The organism is Arthrobacter sp. YAF16 (genome assembly GCF_052113385.1).
Lineage (GTDB): Bacteria > Actinomycetota > Actinomycetes > Actinomycetales > Micrococcaceae > Arthrobacter.
Window position 1 is genome coordinate 942,451 of the sequence record NZ_JBFRDC010000001.1, and the last position, 14,679, is coordinate 957,129.

Sequence of the window (14,679 nt, forward strand, 5' to 3'; positions counted from 1 at the left end):
GGCAGGCAGTGAGGAAGGCAGCAGCCATGTCCGGCACCCCCGCCACAGCCCTGTCCAGCCTTGAGAGGCGCGTGCTGTACGTGGCGATCGTCGCGTCCTTCATCGCCTTCCTGGACGGTTCGGTGGTCAACCTTGCACTCCCGGCGATCAGCCGTGAACTCGGCGGCGGCCTGGTGGTACAGCAATGGGTGGTGGACGCCTACCTGCTCACGCTGGGGGCGCTGATCCTGGTTGCCGGCTCCCTTTCGGACCAGTTCGGCCGGGTCCGGGTGCTGCAATGGGGCCTCGCCGGCTTCACCGCCACCTCCGTGCTTTGCGGCCTCGCCTGGAGCGGGGAGTCGCTGATTGTGGCGCGCGGCCTGCAGGGCGTCGCCGGAGCACTGCTGGTGCCCAGCTCGCTGGCCCTGATCGTGACGGTGTTCAGTGGCCCGGCCCAGTCCGGCGCGATCGGCAAGTGGTCCGCGTGGACCTCCGGGGCCATCGTGGCGGCCCCGGTGCTTGGCGGCATCTCCGTGGATGTGTTCACCTGGCGCGTCATTTTCTTCCTCAACATCGTCCCGGCGGTTGCCGTGTGGCCGGCCCTGCGCAAGCTGCGCGAACTGGATCTGGGACGCGCGCCCGGCAGCACGATCGACGTCACGGGTACCGTCCTGGCGATCATCGGCCTGGGCGGCGTCGTGTACGCCTTTATCGAACGCGGGAGCCTCGGCTGGGGCGCCCCGCAGGTCTGGCTGCCGCTGGTCCTTGGGATTGCCGGCCTGGCCGGGTTCCTGCTCCACGAGCGGCGGACCCCGGCGCCGATGATGCCGCTGCGGCTTTTCGCCATCCGCAACTTCGGCTGGGGCAACGTCGCCACCACGGTGATCTACGGGGCGTTGAACCTTGGGTTCTTCGTCCTGGGGCTTTTCCTGCAGCAGGTCGCCGGTCTGGGGGCCACCGCAGCCGGCATCGCCCTGCTGCCCTCCACCTTGATCCTGCTCCTGCTCTCCGCAAAGATCGGGGCTCTCTCCGGCCGCTTCGGTCCGCGCTGGTTCATGACGGCCGGGCCGCTGCTGTGCGCGGCGGGCTTTTTGATGATGCTGGGGATCGGCCTGCCGCTGGATTACTTCGGAGAGGTCTTTCCCGGGCTGGTGGTCTTCGGACTCGGTTTGGCCGTGACAGTGGCGCCGCTGACCTCCGCGATCCTGGGTGCCGTGGATCCTGAAGAAGCAGGGATCGGCTCGGCCGTCAACAACGCCGTCGCCCGCATCGCGGGCCTGGTGACCATCGCCTTTGCCGGGCTCATCACCGGACCGGTGATCACGACGTCGGGCCTGCACGGCACGGCGGCGGTCACCGCCGCGCTATTCGTCGCGGGCGCTGCGGCGTCCGCCGTCGGGATCAGGAACCCGCCGAGGGAACCCGCGGACAGTGGGGGAGGGGACGCCCCTACCCAGCCGGCTTAGCCGGCCAGCGCGACGCCGGCGGCGGCCGCCGCCAGCCCCGCCGCCAGGTTCGCGGCCACGTTCAGGGCGGCGGCCCGGTAGCGTGCTTCGCTGACCAGCCGGATGGTGGCCGTGGTCCAGGAACTGAACGTGGTCAGGCCTCCGGCCAGGCCGCTGGCGACCGCCGTCTGCCACTCGGGGCCGAGCCCAAGGCGCGGCGTCACCCCGAGGGACAGCCCGATGATGAAGGATCCGGCCACGTTGACGGCCAGGGTGGCCCAGGGCCAGTGCGGGTGGGGTCCAGGCCGGTGGGCGAACCAGGAGTCGACGGCGAACCTGGCCAGGGCGCCGGCCACTCCGAAGACCCCCACCAGCAGGGCGGCGGTCACTGTGCCCTGCCGCTCAGGTCGGCCAGCGCTTTGCCCGATTTCCAGCCGACCGCCGCCGCGCCGAGCCCCAGGACCAGCGACAAGCCGAGGTAGGCGAGCCACACGGCGTGGAAGCCGCCGCGAATCTGCTGGTCGACGGCGAGGGCCAGCGCGGAAAAGGTGGTGAAGGAGCCAAGGAGCCCCGGGCCGAGGCCCGCCCGGAGCCAGAAAGCTGTCCGCGGCCGGGCAATCCAGATGGTGGTCAGGGCGGCCAGGACAAAGCTCCCCAGGACGTTGATCGCAAGCGTGGTCCACGGCACGGCGCCTGCCGCCTCGGGGAAGACTAGCCCCGCGCCGTAGCGCAGCTCGGTTCCGATCAGGCCGCCGACGGCGACTGCCGCCCATGCCCGCCAGCCGGGAACCGTCGCGACCGTTGCCGGGCGGCGCTCCGCATCCAACGCTTCCATTCAGCGCCCCTCGACGCTGCAGCCGGAATGGGCCGCGTCGCTGTGCACCCAGAGCGCGGAGGCCACCTCGTCGGCGAGGTCGATTTCGCGCAGCTCGCCGCGGGCGCCGATGCGGACCACGAGCGGGCCGCCGAAGGGCTTCCGGCCCAGGACTTCGACGTCGGAGTCCAGGTCGATCTGTTCGGCGGCGAGGTAGCGCAGCAGCTCGGGGTTTTCGTCGCTGATCCGGGTGATCCGGCCGGTGTGGCCGTCGTCGAGCTCGCTCATCCGGTAGGCCGGCGGCATCAGGACCGAGCCGTCCGCGGCCGGAATGGGGTCGCCGTGCGGGTCGCGGACCGGGTTGCCGAGCTTGGCGGACATCCGCTCGATGAAGGTGTCCGAGACGGCGTGTTCAAGCAGCTCGGCCTCGTCGTGGACCTCGTCCCAGCGGTAGCCGAGCTCCTGGACCAGGAAGGTCTCGATCAGCCGGTGCCGCCGGACCATGGAGAGGGCCAGCCGCACGCCGTCCTCGGTCAGGGTTACGGCGCTGTAGGGCTTGTGGTCCACCAGGCCCTGGTCCTTGAGCTTGCGGACCATCTCGGAGACCGAGGAATTCGCGACGCCCAGCCGCTGGGCCAGCTGGGTGGAGGTGATGGGCTTGTCCTGCCACTCCGTGAAGGAGTAGATGACCTTGACGTAGTCCTCAATGGAGGAGGAGGGCGGACTGGTCTTCACAGCCCCAAGCCTACCGTCCGGCGGCACCGGTGAAGGTGAGCCACAGCAGGACCAGGTTCAGCGCCACTACCAGGATCACGCTGACGACGGCGGCCACCCGCAGGGTCATGCCGTCCGCGAACCGGCCCATCAGGGGCTTGCTGCTGGTCAGCACCACGAGCGGGACCAGCACGAACGGAATCCCGAAGCTGAGCACAACCTGGCTGAGCACCAGCCCCCAGGTGGGGTCGAAGCCGACGGCCAGCAGGACGACGGCGGGGACCAGGGTCAGCACCCGTCGCGTCATCAGCGGAATGCGGATCTTGAGCAGGCCCTGCATGATGGTTCCGCCGGCGTAGCAGCCCACCGAGGTGGAGGCCAGGCCGGAGGCAAGCAGGCCGACGGCGAAGACCACGCCGACCACCGGGCCGAGGTTGGCTGTGATGGCGGCGTGGGCACCCTCGATCGTGTCCGTGCCGTCTTCACCGCCCAGCGTGGACGCGGCCAGCAGCAGCATTCCGATGTTGACGATGCCGGCGACGGCCAGCGCCGCGACGACGTCCCAGCGCGTGGCTTTGATCAGCCGGGCAATGGCGTGCGGCGGGACATGCAGATGCGGATCCGGGCGGTGCCGGTCCCGGGAGAGCGCCGAGTGGACGTAGATGGCGTGCGGCATCACCGTGGCACCGAGCATGCTCGCGGCCAGCAGCACCGTGTCCGGGCCCTGGAAGCCAGGCACAAGCCCGGCCACGAACCCGCCCGGATCCGGCGGGCTGATGAACAGTCCGGCCAGGAACCCGACGGTGATGATGCCCAGCAGGAACATGATGACGAACTCGAAGGGGCGCTGCTGGTTGCGGCTCTGCACGGCGAGCAGGGCCATCGAAATGCCGCCCACAATGACGGCGCCGAGGGGGAGCGGAAGGCCGAAGAGCAGGTACAAGGCCACCGCGCCGCCCACCACCTCGGCGAGGTCGGTGGCTGCGGCCACAATCTCGGCCTGGACCCAGAAGGCGCGGCGCCAGGCCGGCCGGAGCCGCTCGCCGAGGATCTCCGGGAGGCTCTTGCCGGTGACGATGCCGAGCTTGGCGGACTGGTACTGGACCAGCACCGCCATGACGTTGGCGGCGACGAGGACCCAGACGAGCAGATAACCGTACTGTGCCCCGGCCGTCAGGTTGGCGGCGACGTTGCCGGGGTCCACATAGGCGATGGCAGCCACGAACGCCGGGCCGAGCAGGCCCAGCAAAGCCCGGCGGCTACCCCTGATCCTGCGGGCAGGCGGTTTCCCCGCGGGCAGGGGTTCGTGTCCGGCTACGTCCAGCACTGCGGGCTCCCAAGAAGTTCCTGAGTGCCTACAAATATAAGTTAGGCACACCGAAATAATAGGCGCCGCGGCGTGGTCAGTGCAATGCGGGAACCTCAGGCTTTGACGGCACGCCAGCTTTGCGTCAGGTAGGGAAGCGGCAGGAGCTGCCCGGCAGTGTGTCCTAGGTGCTCGTGCAGGTACCAGTCGAGGTTAGCGAGCACCTTGGCCCTGGTGCTCTCGCCTGCCCGCAGGTAGTAGCTGCGGGATTTGGTCAGTTCCATGACGTCCTGCGTGGTTACTGGATCCTCCCAGCGGGTGAGATGACTCTCCAGCCCGATGAATTCCGGTCCCAGCGGCGGCGTGAAGTGGGGCTTGTGGACGTCCCCCGCATGCATGATCCGGGACAGCCTGTGCACCCAGGGGACCGAGGTGTCGAGCTGGTTCCAGATCAGGCCGAGAACGCCGTGCGGCCGCAGGATCCGAGCCGCCTCGGTACTGGCCAGCAGGGGATCGCACCAGTGCCAGGCCTGGGCCACCGTGACCAGGTCGAAGGCCCCCGAAGCCAGCCCGGTGTGTTCGGCGGTACCCTCGACGGCGGCGACTTCCGGGAGGGCGCGGCGCAGCTGGTCGAGCATGTCCGGGGACGGATCGACGGCCACGGTCCTGAGCCCCCGTTGGACCAGGAGCGCCGTGAACTTACCGGTCCCGGCGCCCAGGTCGGCGGCGTCGTGGGCCCCGGCCGGGATCAGCCAATCGGCCGAATCCGCCGGATAGCCGGGCCGGACCCGGTCGTAGTGCTCGCCGCCGTCCTGGAAGCTCTGCCCGAGCTCCCGCCGCCGCTGGTGCTGCAGTTTTGGGCCACCCTGCAGTCCGGGGTGGTGCAGTTTGGGGCCGCCGCGTGCCACGTGCGATCTCCTTCGGCAGCTCTGGTGCGTACCTGTCGAATTTACCGCACGCGGCCCGGGCTGCGCTGCCGGTCAGTCGACGGAGCAGGGGGCTGCGCCAGCGGTGCCAGGCGTGTTCGGCGCCCAGTGCGGATAGCTGCGCGTGTCGTTGGCCGGCACCCAGCGTCCGGCGTCCACGACGTAGTCCCAGCCCAGGCCGTTCCGCCGCAGCTCCTGGAGCCCGGCGAGCAGCCGCTGCGCGTCGTTGAGCCGTGAGCCGAGGCCGAAGCTGGCCCGGAGCGAACCGGCGGGCAGGCCGAGCCGTTTTAGCAGCGGGTGGGCGCAGAACCGGCCGTCGCGCAGGCCTATGCCGTGCTCCGCGGACAGGTATGCGGCGACCAGGCCTGCGTCGTAACCGGCGACCGAGAAGTTGACCACGCCGATCGTCCCGGGGCCGCCTTCCCGGCCGGTGTCCTCGAAGATGTGGTGGACCGTTACGCCGTCGATCCGCTCCAGCCCCTCGACCAGGAAGGAACGGATGGCGTCCTCGTGGGCGTGCCACTGCTGCTCGTCCAGCGCCTCGATAACCTGGCTGGCGCGGGCCAGCGCGGCCGCGCCCAGGACATTGGGGGAGCCGCCCTCGTGGCGGGCCGGCCCGGTGGTCCAGCTGACGGCGTCGAGTCGTGCGTCCCGTACTGCGCCGCCGCCAGCCAAGTGCGGGGTGCCGGCGTCCAGCCAGTCCGGCCGGCCCACCAGCACGCCGGCGCCGAACGGGGCGTAGAGCTTGTGGCCGGAGAAGGCGAGGTAGTCGACGTCGTCCGCGGCGATGTTGATGCGGCGGTGCGGGGCCAACTGGGCCGCATCGACGGCGATCCGGGCGCCGAATTCGTGCGCCAGCGCGGCCAGCTCACGGATCGGCAGGATTTCGCCGGTGACGTTGGACGCGCCGGTCACGGCGAGCAGGCTTACTCCGCCGAGGGCGAGTTCCGCCCGGAGCCGCTCCACGGTGCCGGCCAGGGTGGGCGCCGCGACGACGCTGCGGTGCGGGACGTTTTGCCAGGGCAGCAGGTTGGCGTGGTGCTCGATGTCGAGGTAAAGCACCTCGCCGGTGTGTCGGCCGTCGTCGACGGGCAGGCAGCCGGCCAGCAGGTTCAGTGCGTCGGTGGTGTTCCGGGTGAAGATCACGGAGTCATCCGGACGGCCGCCGACGAACCCGCGGACGATGTTCCGGGCGTTTTCGTACACCGAGGTACTCAGTTGGGAGGCGTAGCCGGCGCCGCGGTGCACGCTGGCGTAGTACGGCAGGATCTCGTTCAGGTAGGCGGACACCACGGACAGCGCCGGGGCGGAGGCTCCGTAGTCCAGGTTGGCGTACCGGACCTGGCCGCCCTGGATCAGGGGGGCCAGGATTTCGGCGCCGGAAACCGCGGACAGTGGCCGGCGGGCGGCGTCGAAGCGTGCGTCGGTGAACTCCGGGCCGCCGGCGCTGGTGGTGTGGGTGGGGATGGTGGCAGTCGTCATGGGACCTCGCTCGAAAAGGACCCCGCACACAGGGGATCCGCGCTTGCCGGGTCCGCTCCGGACCGGCCAGGTCGTCACCCGGGGCACCCCGCCGCGAATGGAGGGTTGCCGGCCAGCAAACCGGGGTTTTGCGCTGGCACTCGTGACCTGCTTCGAGCCTAGGACATGGCCGGTCGCACGGAAAAGGGAGGGCGGAATATGAAGCGTAGTGTTACGGGCTGCCTCGGGCGTGGCCGGCTAGAGCAGGTCGTCGAGGCCCGGGTTGAGGCGCTTGAGGACTTCGGAGTGCAGGATCGAGTTGGTCGCCAGCGCGTTGCCGCCGAAGGGGCCGTCCTCTCCCTCGAGCGAGGTGAAGCGGCCGCCGGCCTCCGTCACGATCGGGACCAGCGCCGCCATGTCGTAGAGGTTGAGTTCGGGCTCGCAGGCGATGTCGACGGCGCCTTCGGCCACGAGGCAGTAGGACCAGAAATCGCCGTAGGCGCGGGTACGCCAGACCTCCTCGGTGAGTCCGAGGAACTCGTCGAGGTTGCCGCGCTGCTTCCAGCCGCCGAGGCTCGAATAGGACAGTGACGCATCGGCGAGCCGGGAGACGTTGGAGACCCGCAGCCGGGTCGCGGCGGCCAGTGAGCGGCCCATGTAGGCGCCGGCGCCCTTTGCGGCCCACCAGCGCTTGCCCAGTGCGGGGGCGCTGACGACGCCCACCACGGGTTCGCCTTCGTCGACGAGGGCGATCAGGGTGGCCCAGACCGGGACGCCGCGGACGAAATTCTTGGTGCCGTCGATCGGGTCGATGATCCAGCGGCGCGAACCGTGGCCGGAGCTGCCGAACTCCTCGCCCAGGACGGCGTCGCGCGGGCGGGAGCGGGACAGCTGCCCGCGGATGGCTTCCTCGGCGGACTTGTCCGCGTCGGTGACGGGGGTCAGGTCCGGCTTCGTCTCGATCCGAAGGTCGAGCGCCTTGAAGCGGCTCATGGTCTGGGAATCTACGGAATCTGCCAGTACATGGGCAAGGCGCAGGTCATCGTTGTAGCTCGAAGCTGGTTGGCTCATGCTTCCAAACTACCGTCAAAACGCGCCGCGGACCGGGAGGCCACGTCGCTGCCGCCAAGTAGACGCGGCTATGAGACGCTGCCGAGTTCCTTGGTGTCCTGCGCTTCCAGCCGCGGATCGGTGCCCAGCAGCCGGCGCAGCGACGCGAGCCGGGCCGGGCCGGACGGGCCCGCGTGGCCGCCCTGCACCCAGGCGTCCACGCCGCAATTGACGGCGGTGGCGTCGTGCTTGCAGCCCCGCTCGCAGTCATCGGTGCCGGGCGCCAGGTCCGGGAAGGAACGCAGGATCCTGTCCGGGTCCACATGGGCCAGGCCGAAGGAGCGGATGCCCGGGGTGTCGATGATCCAGCTGCCCGCAGGCGCATCGCTGACCTTCAGCGCCAGCGCGGAGGAGGAGGTGTGGCGGCCGCGGCCGGTGACCGCGTTGACGCCGCCGGTGGCCCGTTCGGCGCCGGTGAGTGCGTTCACCATGGTGGATTTGCCGACGCCGGAGTGGCCCAGCATGACGGTGACCTTCCCGTCGAGGTAGTCCCGCAGCTGCGACACGGCGGCCTTGTCCAGCCGGGCGGACAGGCCGTCATCGGAGCGGGCGTCGATGCCGGAGGCGGCCGAATCCGCGGTTTTGGAGATGATCACCGGGAAATCCAGGTGCTGGTAGTTGGCCAGCAGCTCGGCGGGGTCCTTGACGTCGGCCTTGGTGACGAGCAGCAGCGGTTCGATGCCGGCGTCGTAGGCGGCCACCAGAGCGCGGTCGATGAAGCCGGTGCGGGGTTCCGGGTTGGCTGCGGCCACGACAACGACGAGCTGGTCGGCGTTGGCGACGACGGCGCGTTCGATCGGGTCCGTGTCGTCCGCGCTGCGGCGCAACAGCGTCCTGCGGTCCTGGATCTTGACCAGCCGGGCCAGGGTGTCGGGTTCGCCGCTGACGTCCCCGACGAGCGAGACGAAGTCCCCGGCAACTACGGGGTTGCGGCGCAGCTCCCTGGCCCGCGCCGCGATGATCTTGCGTTCGTCGGCGGTGCCCTCGCCGACGACGGCGGTGTAGCGTCCGCGGTCCACGGTGACGATCCGGCCGGTGACGGCGTCGTCGTAGCTGGGCCGGTCCTTGGTGCGGGGGCGGGAGCCCTTTTTGTTGGGGCGGATCCGGACGTCGGATTCGTCCCAGGAGTCAGTGCTGCGTGCCACCGGCGGCGTCCTTGTCTGCGGTGCTTGCCTGGCTGAGCATGGCCCCCCACAGCTGCGGGAAGCCGGGCATGGTCTTGGCCGTGGTGGCGATGTCCTCGACCTCCACGTCCGGGACGGCGAGACCGAGGATTGCGCCCGCGGTGGCCATGCGGTGGTCCGCGTAGCTGTGCACGACGCCGCCGTGCAGCTTCGCCGGCCTAATGATGAGTCCGTCGGGGGTCTCTTCGGCGTCCCCGCCAAGGCGGTTGATTTCCGCGACGAGGGCGGCAAGCCGGTCGGTTTCGTGGCCCCGGAGGTGGGCGATGCCGCTCAGCCGGGAGGGGCCGGTGGCCAGGGCACAGAGGGCTGCCACGGTCGGGGCGAGTTCGCTGGTTTCGTCAAAGTCGCCGCCCTTGATCTCCGGGCCGCCGCTCACGGTCAGGGTGCCGTGCTCCAGCGTCACGGTGGCGCCCATGGTGGCCAGGATGCCGCGCCAGAGATCGCCGACCTGGGTGGTCCCGGCCGGCCAGTTGGGGATCCGCACGGTTCCGCGGGTGGCGAGGGCCGCGGCGAGAAACGGCCCGGCATTGGAGAGGTCCTGTTCGATCCGCTGGTCGAAGGCGCGGATCGGGCCGGGGGAAATAACCCAGTGGTTCGGCACCGAGTCATCGACCGCCACGCCCACGCCGCGCAGCACGGCGACCGTCATGTTGATGTGGTCCAGGCTCGGTACGGGCTTTCCCACGTGTTCGAGGTGGAGTCCCTCGGTAAAGCGGGCTCCCGCGAGCAGCAGGGCGGAAACGAACTGCGACGAGGCGCTGGCGTCGATGACGAGGTGGCCGCCGCGGACTTCTCCCGTTCCCTGGACGGAAAACGGCAACGACGACGCCGGTCCGCCGTCGGGGGCGCTAACGGCGACGCCGAGACCGGTCAGTGCCTCGATGATGGTGCCCATCGGCCGGTTTCGGGCGTGGGGATCGCCGTCGAATGCTGAGCGGCCGCGGTGCAGCGCGGCGACCGGAGGCACGAAGCGCATCACCGTGCCGGCCAGGCCGCAGTCGATTGAGGTGTCCGCGGCAGCGGCATCCGGGGCGATGGGGGTGATGTCCAGGTCCGGGCCGTAGGCGCCGTCGCCGGGCACTTCGGTGATGGTGGCCCCCAGCTGCCGGAGGGCCTCGATCATCAGGGCCGAGTCCCGGGAGTGCAGCGGAGCACGGAGCTTGGACGGCCCGTCCGCGAGGGCGGCCAAGATCAGGTACCGGTTAGTCAGGGACTTGGAGCCGGGAACGGTGACGGTGGCGTCGACGGGACGCTCGGCGAAGGGCGCACGCCAATGCGGACCGCCGCCGGCCGGAAGGGAAGGGGCTGCAGCGGTGGGGGTGGTGCCAGTCATTGCCGTCTTAGGCCCCGACAGCGTGGTCGACGGCCTTGCGGACCGCCTTGTCAGCCTTCTTCAGCTTCTTGCCGGTGGTCTTCCGGGCGTCCGCGGCGAGGTGTGCGGTGGTCTTCCGGGCGTCGGCGGCGAGGTGCTCTGCACGCCAGGCCAGGCTCGGCTTGCCCGCGGTGTCCACGGAAGCCAGCAGCACCCCGCCGGTCAGTGAGACGTTCTTCAGCAGCTGCTTGCGCCGGGCGTCGCGGCCTTCCTTGGACGAGATGTCCGCGCTGCGCCATTCAACGTAGCCATTGAGCGCCGAGATCACAGCGAGCACGGTGGCGGCCAGGCGGGAGGCCTTGCCGAGGGCCAGGCACACGCCGGCACCCACCTGGGTGCCGCCGATCACGCGGGCCAGGACTTTCTCGTCGGCCTGGAAGGGGAGGGACTCAGCCGCGCGGCGCAGCAGGGGAGACAGCTGTGTCGCAGTGTCATCCGCATTCTTTAGCTTGTCCATGCCTGCGAGCACGAAACTGGAGGCGAGCATGGGGCGGGCGAGAAAGCGGACAAAGGACATGAATTTCCTCCTGGATGGACGAACCGCGGACGCTGTGCGGGAGAACCGGTTCTAGTCTTGCACTTTTGCGGAATATTTGCCCGTTGTGCGGGGTTGTGCATGACAGATTCCAGCCGAAATGGGGGCGGGAAAACCAGCGCAATAACTATGGGCACGGCCGGTCATCCGGCCAGTGCAGGAAGGCGGAGGTTTGGTTCTGGTTAAAGAATCCGGGCTGCTGGATGAAGCCGCCGCGGACCCGTGGGCCGCGGCCCTGACGGGGGCTTTGAGCACCCGCCGGAAGGTGACAGTAGACTTGAACGCAATGAGCACCATGGATCCGGCCGTTGCGGCCATGCACGAGGTTGCCGGAAACGACGACGCCAAGCCCACCAAGGCAGCCGCCGCCAGTAGTACGGCGCAGGCGACAGCCGCGGACGAGGCCATCGCGGAACGAACAGCCGTGGAAACCGTAGCGGCGGACGGCACCGGCCAGCCGCTGGACACGACTGCCGAGACCACCGACGAGCGCCGCATCCGCTTCGAGCGCGACGCGATGCAGTACGTCGACCAGCTTTACTCCGCGGCCATGCGGATGGCGCGGAATCCCGCCGACGCCGAGGACCTCGTCCAGGAGGCGTACACGAAGGCGTTTTCCGCCTTCCACCAGTACAAGCCCGGAACGAACCTCAAGGCATGGCTGTACCGGATCCTCACCAACACGTACATCAACCTGTACCGCAAGCGCCAGCGTGAACCGCTGCAGTCGAACTCGGACACCATCGAGGACTGGCAGTTGGCCCGCGCCGAGTCGCACACCTCGACCGGCCTGCGCTCGGCGGAGGCTGAAGCGCTGGACCATCTGCCGGACTCGGACGTAAAACGGGCCCTGCAGTCGATCCCGGAGGAGTTCCGGCTCGCCGTCTACTTCGCCGACGTCGAGGGCTTCGCGTACAAGGAAATTTCAGACATCATGAACACCCCGATCGGGACCGTCATGTCCCGGCTGCACCGCGGCCGGAGAATGCTGCGGGACATGCTGGCCGACTACGCGGCCGAGCGGGGATTCAAAGCCGCGGGCGATCCCGCCGCAGCGGCCGAAAGCAACAATCAGGAGAACAGGAAATGAGCGACTGCCAGGGACTGGGCGACTGCGATGACACCCGGATGCAGCGCATCTACGAGTACCTCGACGGGGCCCTGACACACGACGACATCGCCGAGATCAAGGACCACCTCGACGAGTGCCCCGAGTGCCACGAGCAGTATGACCTCGAGTGCGTCATCCGCGTGATGGTAAAGCGCTCCTGCACGGAGGCCGCGCCCGAGAATCTCAAGAATTCCATCCTCGACCGGATCCACTCGATCCGCGCGGTTGAGGCCGACGCGGAGGCCTGAGCGCCGCCGGGCCCCGCGAAGGACCAAGAAACAGCGAAAGACCCCGGGAACCGTGAGGTTTCCGGGGTCTTTCGCTTAAAGCTTGATATCCAAGCCTTGGCTTAGGCGTTGGGGCGCTTACCGTGGTTCGCGCCGCCACGCTTACGGTCACGACGTTTACGTGCACGTTTGCTCATAGCTGGCCTCCTTAATCTTGGTACTCAAAAGAGCTGCCCTCAAGTCTCCCACATTGGCGGACCCGCCGCGAACCGGGCGGCCGCCGTCGTGCGGCTCAGCCCTCCAGTGAGTTCCGGATGGAGATCCGGGCCTGGTCCAGGACCGTCTTGACGGTTTCAAGGGTGACTGGGGTGACCGGCCGGGCTCCGGCGTGGCGGCGCAGCTCGACCCGCATATCGTCCCGGAAGGACTGCACCAGCATTTCGGCCTCCCGCAGCCTGCGGTCGCTTTCCTTGGAGTAGCGCGCCCCGGCTGGGGAGGCGGCACTGCGGGCCGTGGAGCGGGCCGCCTCGGCCGTGGCGGCAAGGTCCGCGCGCAGCCCCTGCATGTTCACCCGGATGTCCTGCCGCAGCTTGTCGGCCAGTCGCCGGACGGAGGCGGAAATGTCGTCCTCCACGTCGGCCAGCTCCTCCCGCCGCCTGTTGAGTTCCACCAAGCCGGCCGGGGTGATGCTGTAGTTGGTGCGCCGGCCCTCGGTGTGCGTGGCGACGAGCCCCTCCTCCTCCAGCTTGGCGAGCCGCGGATAGATGGTCCCGGCGCTGGGGGAGTACGTGCCGCCGAAGCGGTCGCTGAGTGCCTTGATCAGCTCGTAGCCGTGCTTGGGGCCGGACTCCAGCAGGGCCAGCAGGTACAGCCGCAGCGCGCCGTGGGCGAAGACGGGCGGCATCACAGCCCCGCTTCGGTGTCCGTGCTGGGCTGGCGGTGGAAGATCGAGGTCTTCCCCGATACCGAGTTGGTCCGGACCAGCATGAGCTTGGCATCGGGACCGGCGATGGTCTGCACGGATCCGCCGGGCTGGGCGTACCGCTGGTCGTCGATCACCACCGCGCCGCTGGCCGACTTCGCGATGATGTCCACGCCGACGTCGTGCGGCAGCCGGATGGTGACATCGCCGGAGACCGAGTTGGCGCCGAAGTCCTGGGTGAAGCCGTGCAGGTCGAAGCTCAGGTCCCCGCTGACGGTGTTGGCGCGGATGTTGCTGAATTCGCCAGAGGCGGTGACTTCGCCGGAGACGCTCTTGGCGGTCAGGACGCCGTGGTGGTTGCGGGCGATCACCTCGCCGCTGACGGTGCTGACGGCCAGTTCGCCCGCGGTGCCGTCGGCCAGCACCGAGCCGGAGACGGTGTTCAGCCGGGTGTGCCCGGTGAGGCCGGAGACCATGCCGTCGCCGCTGACAGTGCCGGCCTCGACGTCCACGCCGGCCGGCAGGGCAATGCTGATGACCACGCTGTTGCTGGAGTTGTTGTTGACCGTGCCCATCAGGTTCTTGAACCAGCCCTGCGGGCCGTGGAGCTGGTGGCGCACCTCCAGGCGGCCCTCGGTGAGGCTGATCGCCAGCGGATCGCCGTCGACCTCGGAGACCTCGATCCGGGCCACGTCCTCGTCGTGGGTGACAACGTCGAAGCGGCCGCGGACAATGCCGAGCTTGAGCGAGCGGACGCCGTCGACGTCGATCGTCTGGGGACCCGTAACGGTCCACGAATTCTGTTCCATGCTTCCTCCGGATGCGGGCGGGTGCGATCAGGCGAGCCTCGGTGCTTGCGATATATCGCGACTATGGAAACACGATATATCGCGCCCCCTGAGCGGTCAAGATATATCGCGACAGAATCTTCCGTGGTCCGCCGGGCGGGACCGGACGGGCGGCGGCCTACTCCGGCGCGTCGATCCCCAGCCACTGGAACCAGCCGCGGTGCAGCACGAGCCAGGCCATCAGTCCGTAACCGGCCTGGCCCGGCGTTCCGCCGTTGGCCGCGAGGTCCTGGCGCCACTGCTCGTGGTTCAGCAGCGGCGAGAAGGTGTCCACGTACAGGTGCTTGCGGCGCGTGGTGACATCGGCGAAGGCGGTGTTGAGCTCGCCCAGTCGGCGGTTCTGGGCGGGGTCCAGGGTCGGCGGCGGCCCGACGACGAAGACCTCGATCTTGTTCTGCGAAGCGGAGTCAAGGATATTGGCGAGGTTGAGCCGGCTGCGGGCCGTGGAGAGGCCGAACTCGATGTCCCGCCCGGACAAGCCGATCACCAGGCGGTTCTCGTGCTGCGGGCCGAACCGGCGGCCGGCTTCCTCGAGCCAGCGCTCAGCCAACCCTTCGGTGCCTTCCTGCGGGCACGGCAGCGAGTAGCTTTCCAGGCTGAGCCCGTCGTGGGGAGTGCGGGCGAGCACCCGTCCCAGCCAGCCCAGTGCCCGGGGGTCACCCAGGCCGGCCAGCAACTCATCTCCAACGGCTGCGATCCGCAGCTTCCGATCTTCCACGACTACC

Annotated in this window: 17 protein-coding genes and 1 riboswitch; of the genes, 3 read left to right on the forward strand and 14 right to left on the reverse strand. The window is 69.2% G+C overall.

Features of this window, described 5'->3' with window-relative positions:
• The first annotated feature begins 26 nt into the window (after window positions 1-26).
• A complete protein-coding gene (locus AB4Y91_RS04440) occupies window positions 27-1,445 on the forward strand; it encodes an MFS transporter (protein WP_441417303.1) in 1,419 nt (472 codons plus the stop codon).
• Here the strand turns inward: AB4Y91_RS04440 and AB4Y91_RS04445 are convergent.
• From AB4Y91_RS04445 to AB4Y91_RS04490, 10 genes are all read right to left on the reverse strand, one after another.
• Entirely contained in the window at window positions 1,442-1,813 is a 372-nt protein-coding gene (locus AB4Y91_RS04445; RefSeq protein ID WP_441417304.1) for a fluoride efflux transporter FluC, read from the reverse strand. The genes AB4Y91_RS04440 and AB4Y91_RS04445 overlap by 4 nt on opposite strands.
• Window positions 1,810-2,259: a fluoride efflux transporter FluC gene (locus tag AB4Y91_RS04450; protein ID WP_441417305.1), complete on the reverse strand. Its 450-nt coding sequence runs from the start codon at window positions 2,257-2,259 to the stop codon at window positions 1,810-1,812. The genes AB4Y91_RS04445 and AB4Y91_RS04450 overlap by 4 nt, the downstream gene beginning before the upstream one ends.
• Window positions 2,260-2,973: a metal-dependent transcriptional regulator gene (locus AB4Y91_RS04455; protein ID WP_175321885.1), complete on the reverse strand. Its 714-nt coding sequence runs from the start codon at window positions 2,971-2,973 to the stop codon at window positions 2,260-2,262.
• A 10-nt stretch (window positions 2,974-2,983) separates the two neighbouring features.
• Window positions 2,984-4,279: an Nramp family divalent metal transporter gene (locus tag AB4Y91_RS04460; RefSeq protein ID WP_441417306.1), complete on the reverse strand. Its 1,296-nt coding sequence runs from the start codon at window positions 4,277-4,279 to the stop codon at window positions 2,984-2,986.
• 95 nt (window positions 4,280-4,374) lie between these two features.
• The gene (locus tag AB4Y91_RS04465; protein ID WP_441417307.1) at window positions 4,375-5,166 is read right to left on the reverse strand and encodes a class I SAM-dependent methyltransferase; all 792 of its coding nucleotides are present in this window, start codon (window positions 5,164-5,166) and stop codon (window positions 4,375-4,377) included.
• A 72-nt stretch (window positions 5,167-5,238) separates the two neighbouring features.
• Window positions 5,239-6,666 (reverse strand): aminotransferase class V-fold PLP-dependent enzyme, encoded by a 1,428-nt coding sequence (locus AB4Y91_RS04470; RefSeq protein ID WP_441417308.1) that lies wholly within the window; start codon window positions 6,664-6,666, stop codon window positions 5,239-5,241.
• Between the two features lie 34 nt (window positions 6,667-6,700).
• Window positions 6,701-6,814, reverse strand: a riboswitch (SAM riboswitch).
• A gap of 89 nt (window positions 6,815-6,903) precedes the next feature.
• Window positions 6,904-7,716 carry a histidinol-phosphatase gene (gene hisN / locus AB4Y91_RS04475; RefSeq protein WP_175321887.1) on the reverse strand — a complete coding sequence of 271 codons (813 nt, stop codon included), beginning with the start codon at window positions 7,714-7,716 and terminating at the stop codon, window positions 6,904-6,906.
• A gap of 68 nt (window positions 7,717-7,784) precedes the next feature.
• Complete coding sequence (rsgA, locus tag AB4Y91_RS04480) at window positions 7,785-8,900, reverse strand: ribosome small subunit-dependent GTPase A (RefSeq protein WP_441417309.1); 1,116 nt, start codon at window positions 8,898-8,900, stop codon at window positions 7,785-7,787.
• Window positions 8,884-10,272, reverse strand: a complete 1,389-nt coding sequence (aroA, locus tag AB4Y91_RS04485; RefSeq protein ID WP_441417310.1) for a 3-phosphoshikimate 1-carboxyvinyltransferase — start codon at window positions 10,270-10,272, stop codon at window positions 8,884-8,886. The genes rsgA and aroA overlap by 17 nt, the downstream gene beginning before the upstream one ends.
• A gap of 7 nt (window positions 10,273-10,279) precedes the next feature.
• Window positions 10,280-10,828, reverse strand: a complete 549-nt coding sequence (locus tag AB4Y91_RS04490) for a DoxX family protein (protein WP_441417311.1) — start codon at window positions 10,826-10,828, stop codon at window positions 10,280-10,282.
• A 190-nt stretch (window positions 10,829-11,018) separates the two neighbouring features.
• On the opposite strand from AB4Y91_RS04490, the gene AB4Y91_RS04495 reads away from it, so the two are divergent.
• Both AB4Y91_RS04495 and rsrA read left to right on the forward strand, forming a co-directional pair.
• A complete protein-coding gene (locus tag AB4Y91_RS04495; RefSeq protein WP_441417312.1) occupies window positions 11,019-11,936 on the forward strand; it encodes a sigma-70 family RNA polymerase sigma factor in 918 nt (305 codons plus the stop codon).
• A complete protein-coding gene (gene rsrA / locus AB4Y91_RS04500; RefSeq protein ID WP_441417313.1) occupies window positions 11,933-12,205 on the forward strand; it encodes a mycothiol system anti-sigma-R factor in 273 nt (90 codons plus the stop codon). The genes AB4Y91_RS04495 and rsrA overlap by 4 nt, the downstream gene beginning before the upstream one ends.
• Before the next feature lie 101 nt (window positions 12,206-12,306).
• Here the strand turns inward: rsrA and AB4Y91_RS04505 are convergent, their stop codons facing one another.
• The 4 genes from AB4Y91_RS04505 to AB4Y91_RS04520 form a co-directional block, all read right to left on the reverse strand.
• Window positions 12,307-12,381, reverse strand: a complete 75-nt coding sequence (locus AB4Y91_RS04505) for a 50S ribosomal protein bL37 (protein WP_104061284.1) — start codon at window positions 12,379-12,381, stop codon at window positions 12,307-12,309.
• Window positions 12,382-12,476: 95 nt separating this feature from the next.
• Entirely contained in the window at window positions 12,477-13,088 is a 612-nt protein-coding gene (locus AB4Y91_RS04510; protein ID WP_441417857.1) for a PadR family transcriptional regulator, read from the reverse strand.
• Window positions 13,088-13,915, reverse strand: a complete 828-nt coding sequence (locus AB4Y91_RS04515; RefSeq protein ID WP_441417314.1) for a DUF4097 family beta strand repeat-containing protein — start codon at window positions 13,913-13,915, stop codon at window positions 13,088-13,090. Before AB4Y91_RS04515 ends, AB4Y91_RS04510 begins: the two co-directional genes overlap by 1 nt.
• A 157-nt stretch (window positions 13,916-14,072) precedes the next feature.
• On the reverse strand, window positions 14,073-14,672 hold the full coding sequence (locus AB4Y91_RS04520; RefSeq protein WP_441417315.1) for a GDSL-type esterase/lipase family protein: 600 nt from the start codon (window positions 14,670-14,672) through the stop codon (window positions 14,073-14,075).
• Between the last annotated feature and the right edge of the window lie 7 nt (window positions 14,673-14,679).

Bases quoted from the DNA above. Each gene is read 5' to 3' on its own strand.
- AB4Y91_RS04440 (WP_441417303.1), top strand. From the start codon at position 27: ATGTCCGGCACCCCCGCCACAGCCCTGTCCAGCCTTGAGAGGCGCGTG.
- AB4Y91_RS04450 (WP_441417305.1), bottom strand. From the start codon at position 2,259: ATGGAAGCGTTGGATGCGGAGCGCCGCCCGGCAACGGTCGCGACGGTT.
- AB4Y91_RS04470 (WP_441417308.1), bottom strand. From the start codon at position 6,666: ATGACGACTGCCACCATCCCCACCCACACCACCAGCGCCGGCGGCCCG.
- hisN (WP_175321887.1), bottom strand. From the start codon at position 7,716: ATGAGCCAACCAGCTTCGAGCTACAACGATGACCTGCGCCTTGCCCAT.
- aroA (WP_441417310.1), bottom strand. From the start codon at position 10,272: ATGACTGGCACCACCCCCACCGCTGCAGCCCCTTCCCTTCCGGCCGGC.
- AB4Y91_RS04490 (WP_441417311.1), bottom strand. From the start codon at position 10,828: ATGTCCTTTGTCCGCTTTCTCGCCCGCCCCATGCTCGCCTCCAGTTTC.
- rsrA (WP_441417313.1), top strand. From the start codon at position 11,933: ATGAGCGACTGCCAGGGACTGGGCGACTGCGATGACACCCGGATGCAG.
- AB4Y91_RS04510 (WP_441417857.1), bottom strand. From the start codon at position 13,088: ATGCCGCCCGTCTTCGCCCACGGCGCGCTGCGGCTGTACCTGCTGGCC.
- AB4Y91_RS04515 (WP_441417314.1), bottom strand. From the start codon at position 13,915: ATGGAACAGAATTCGTGGACCGTTACGGGTCCCCAGACGATCGACGTC.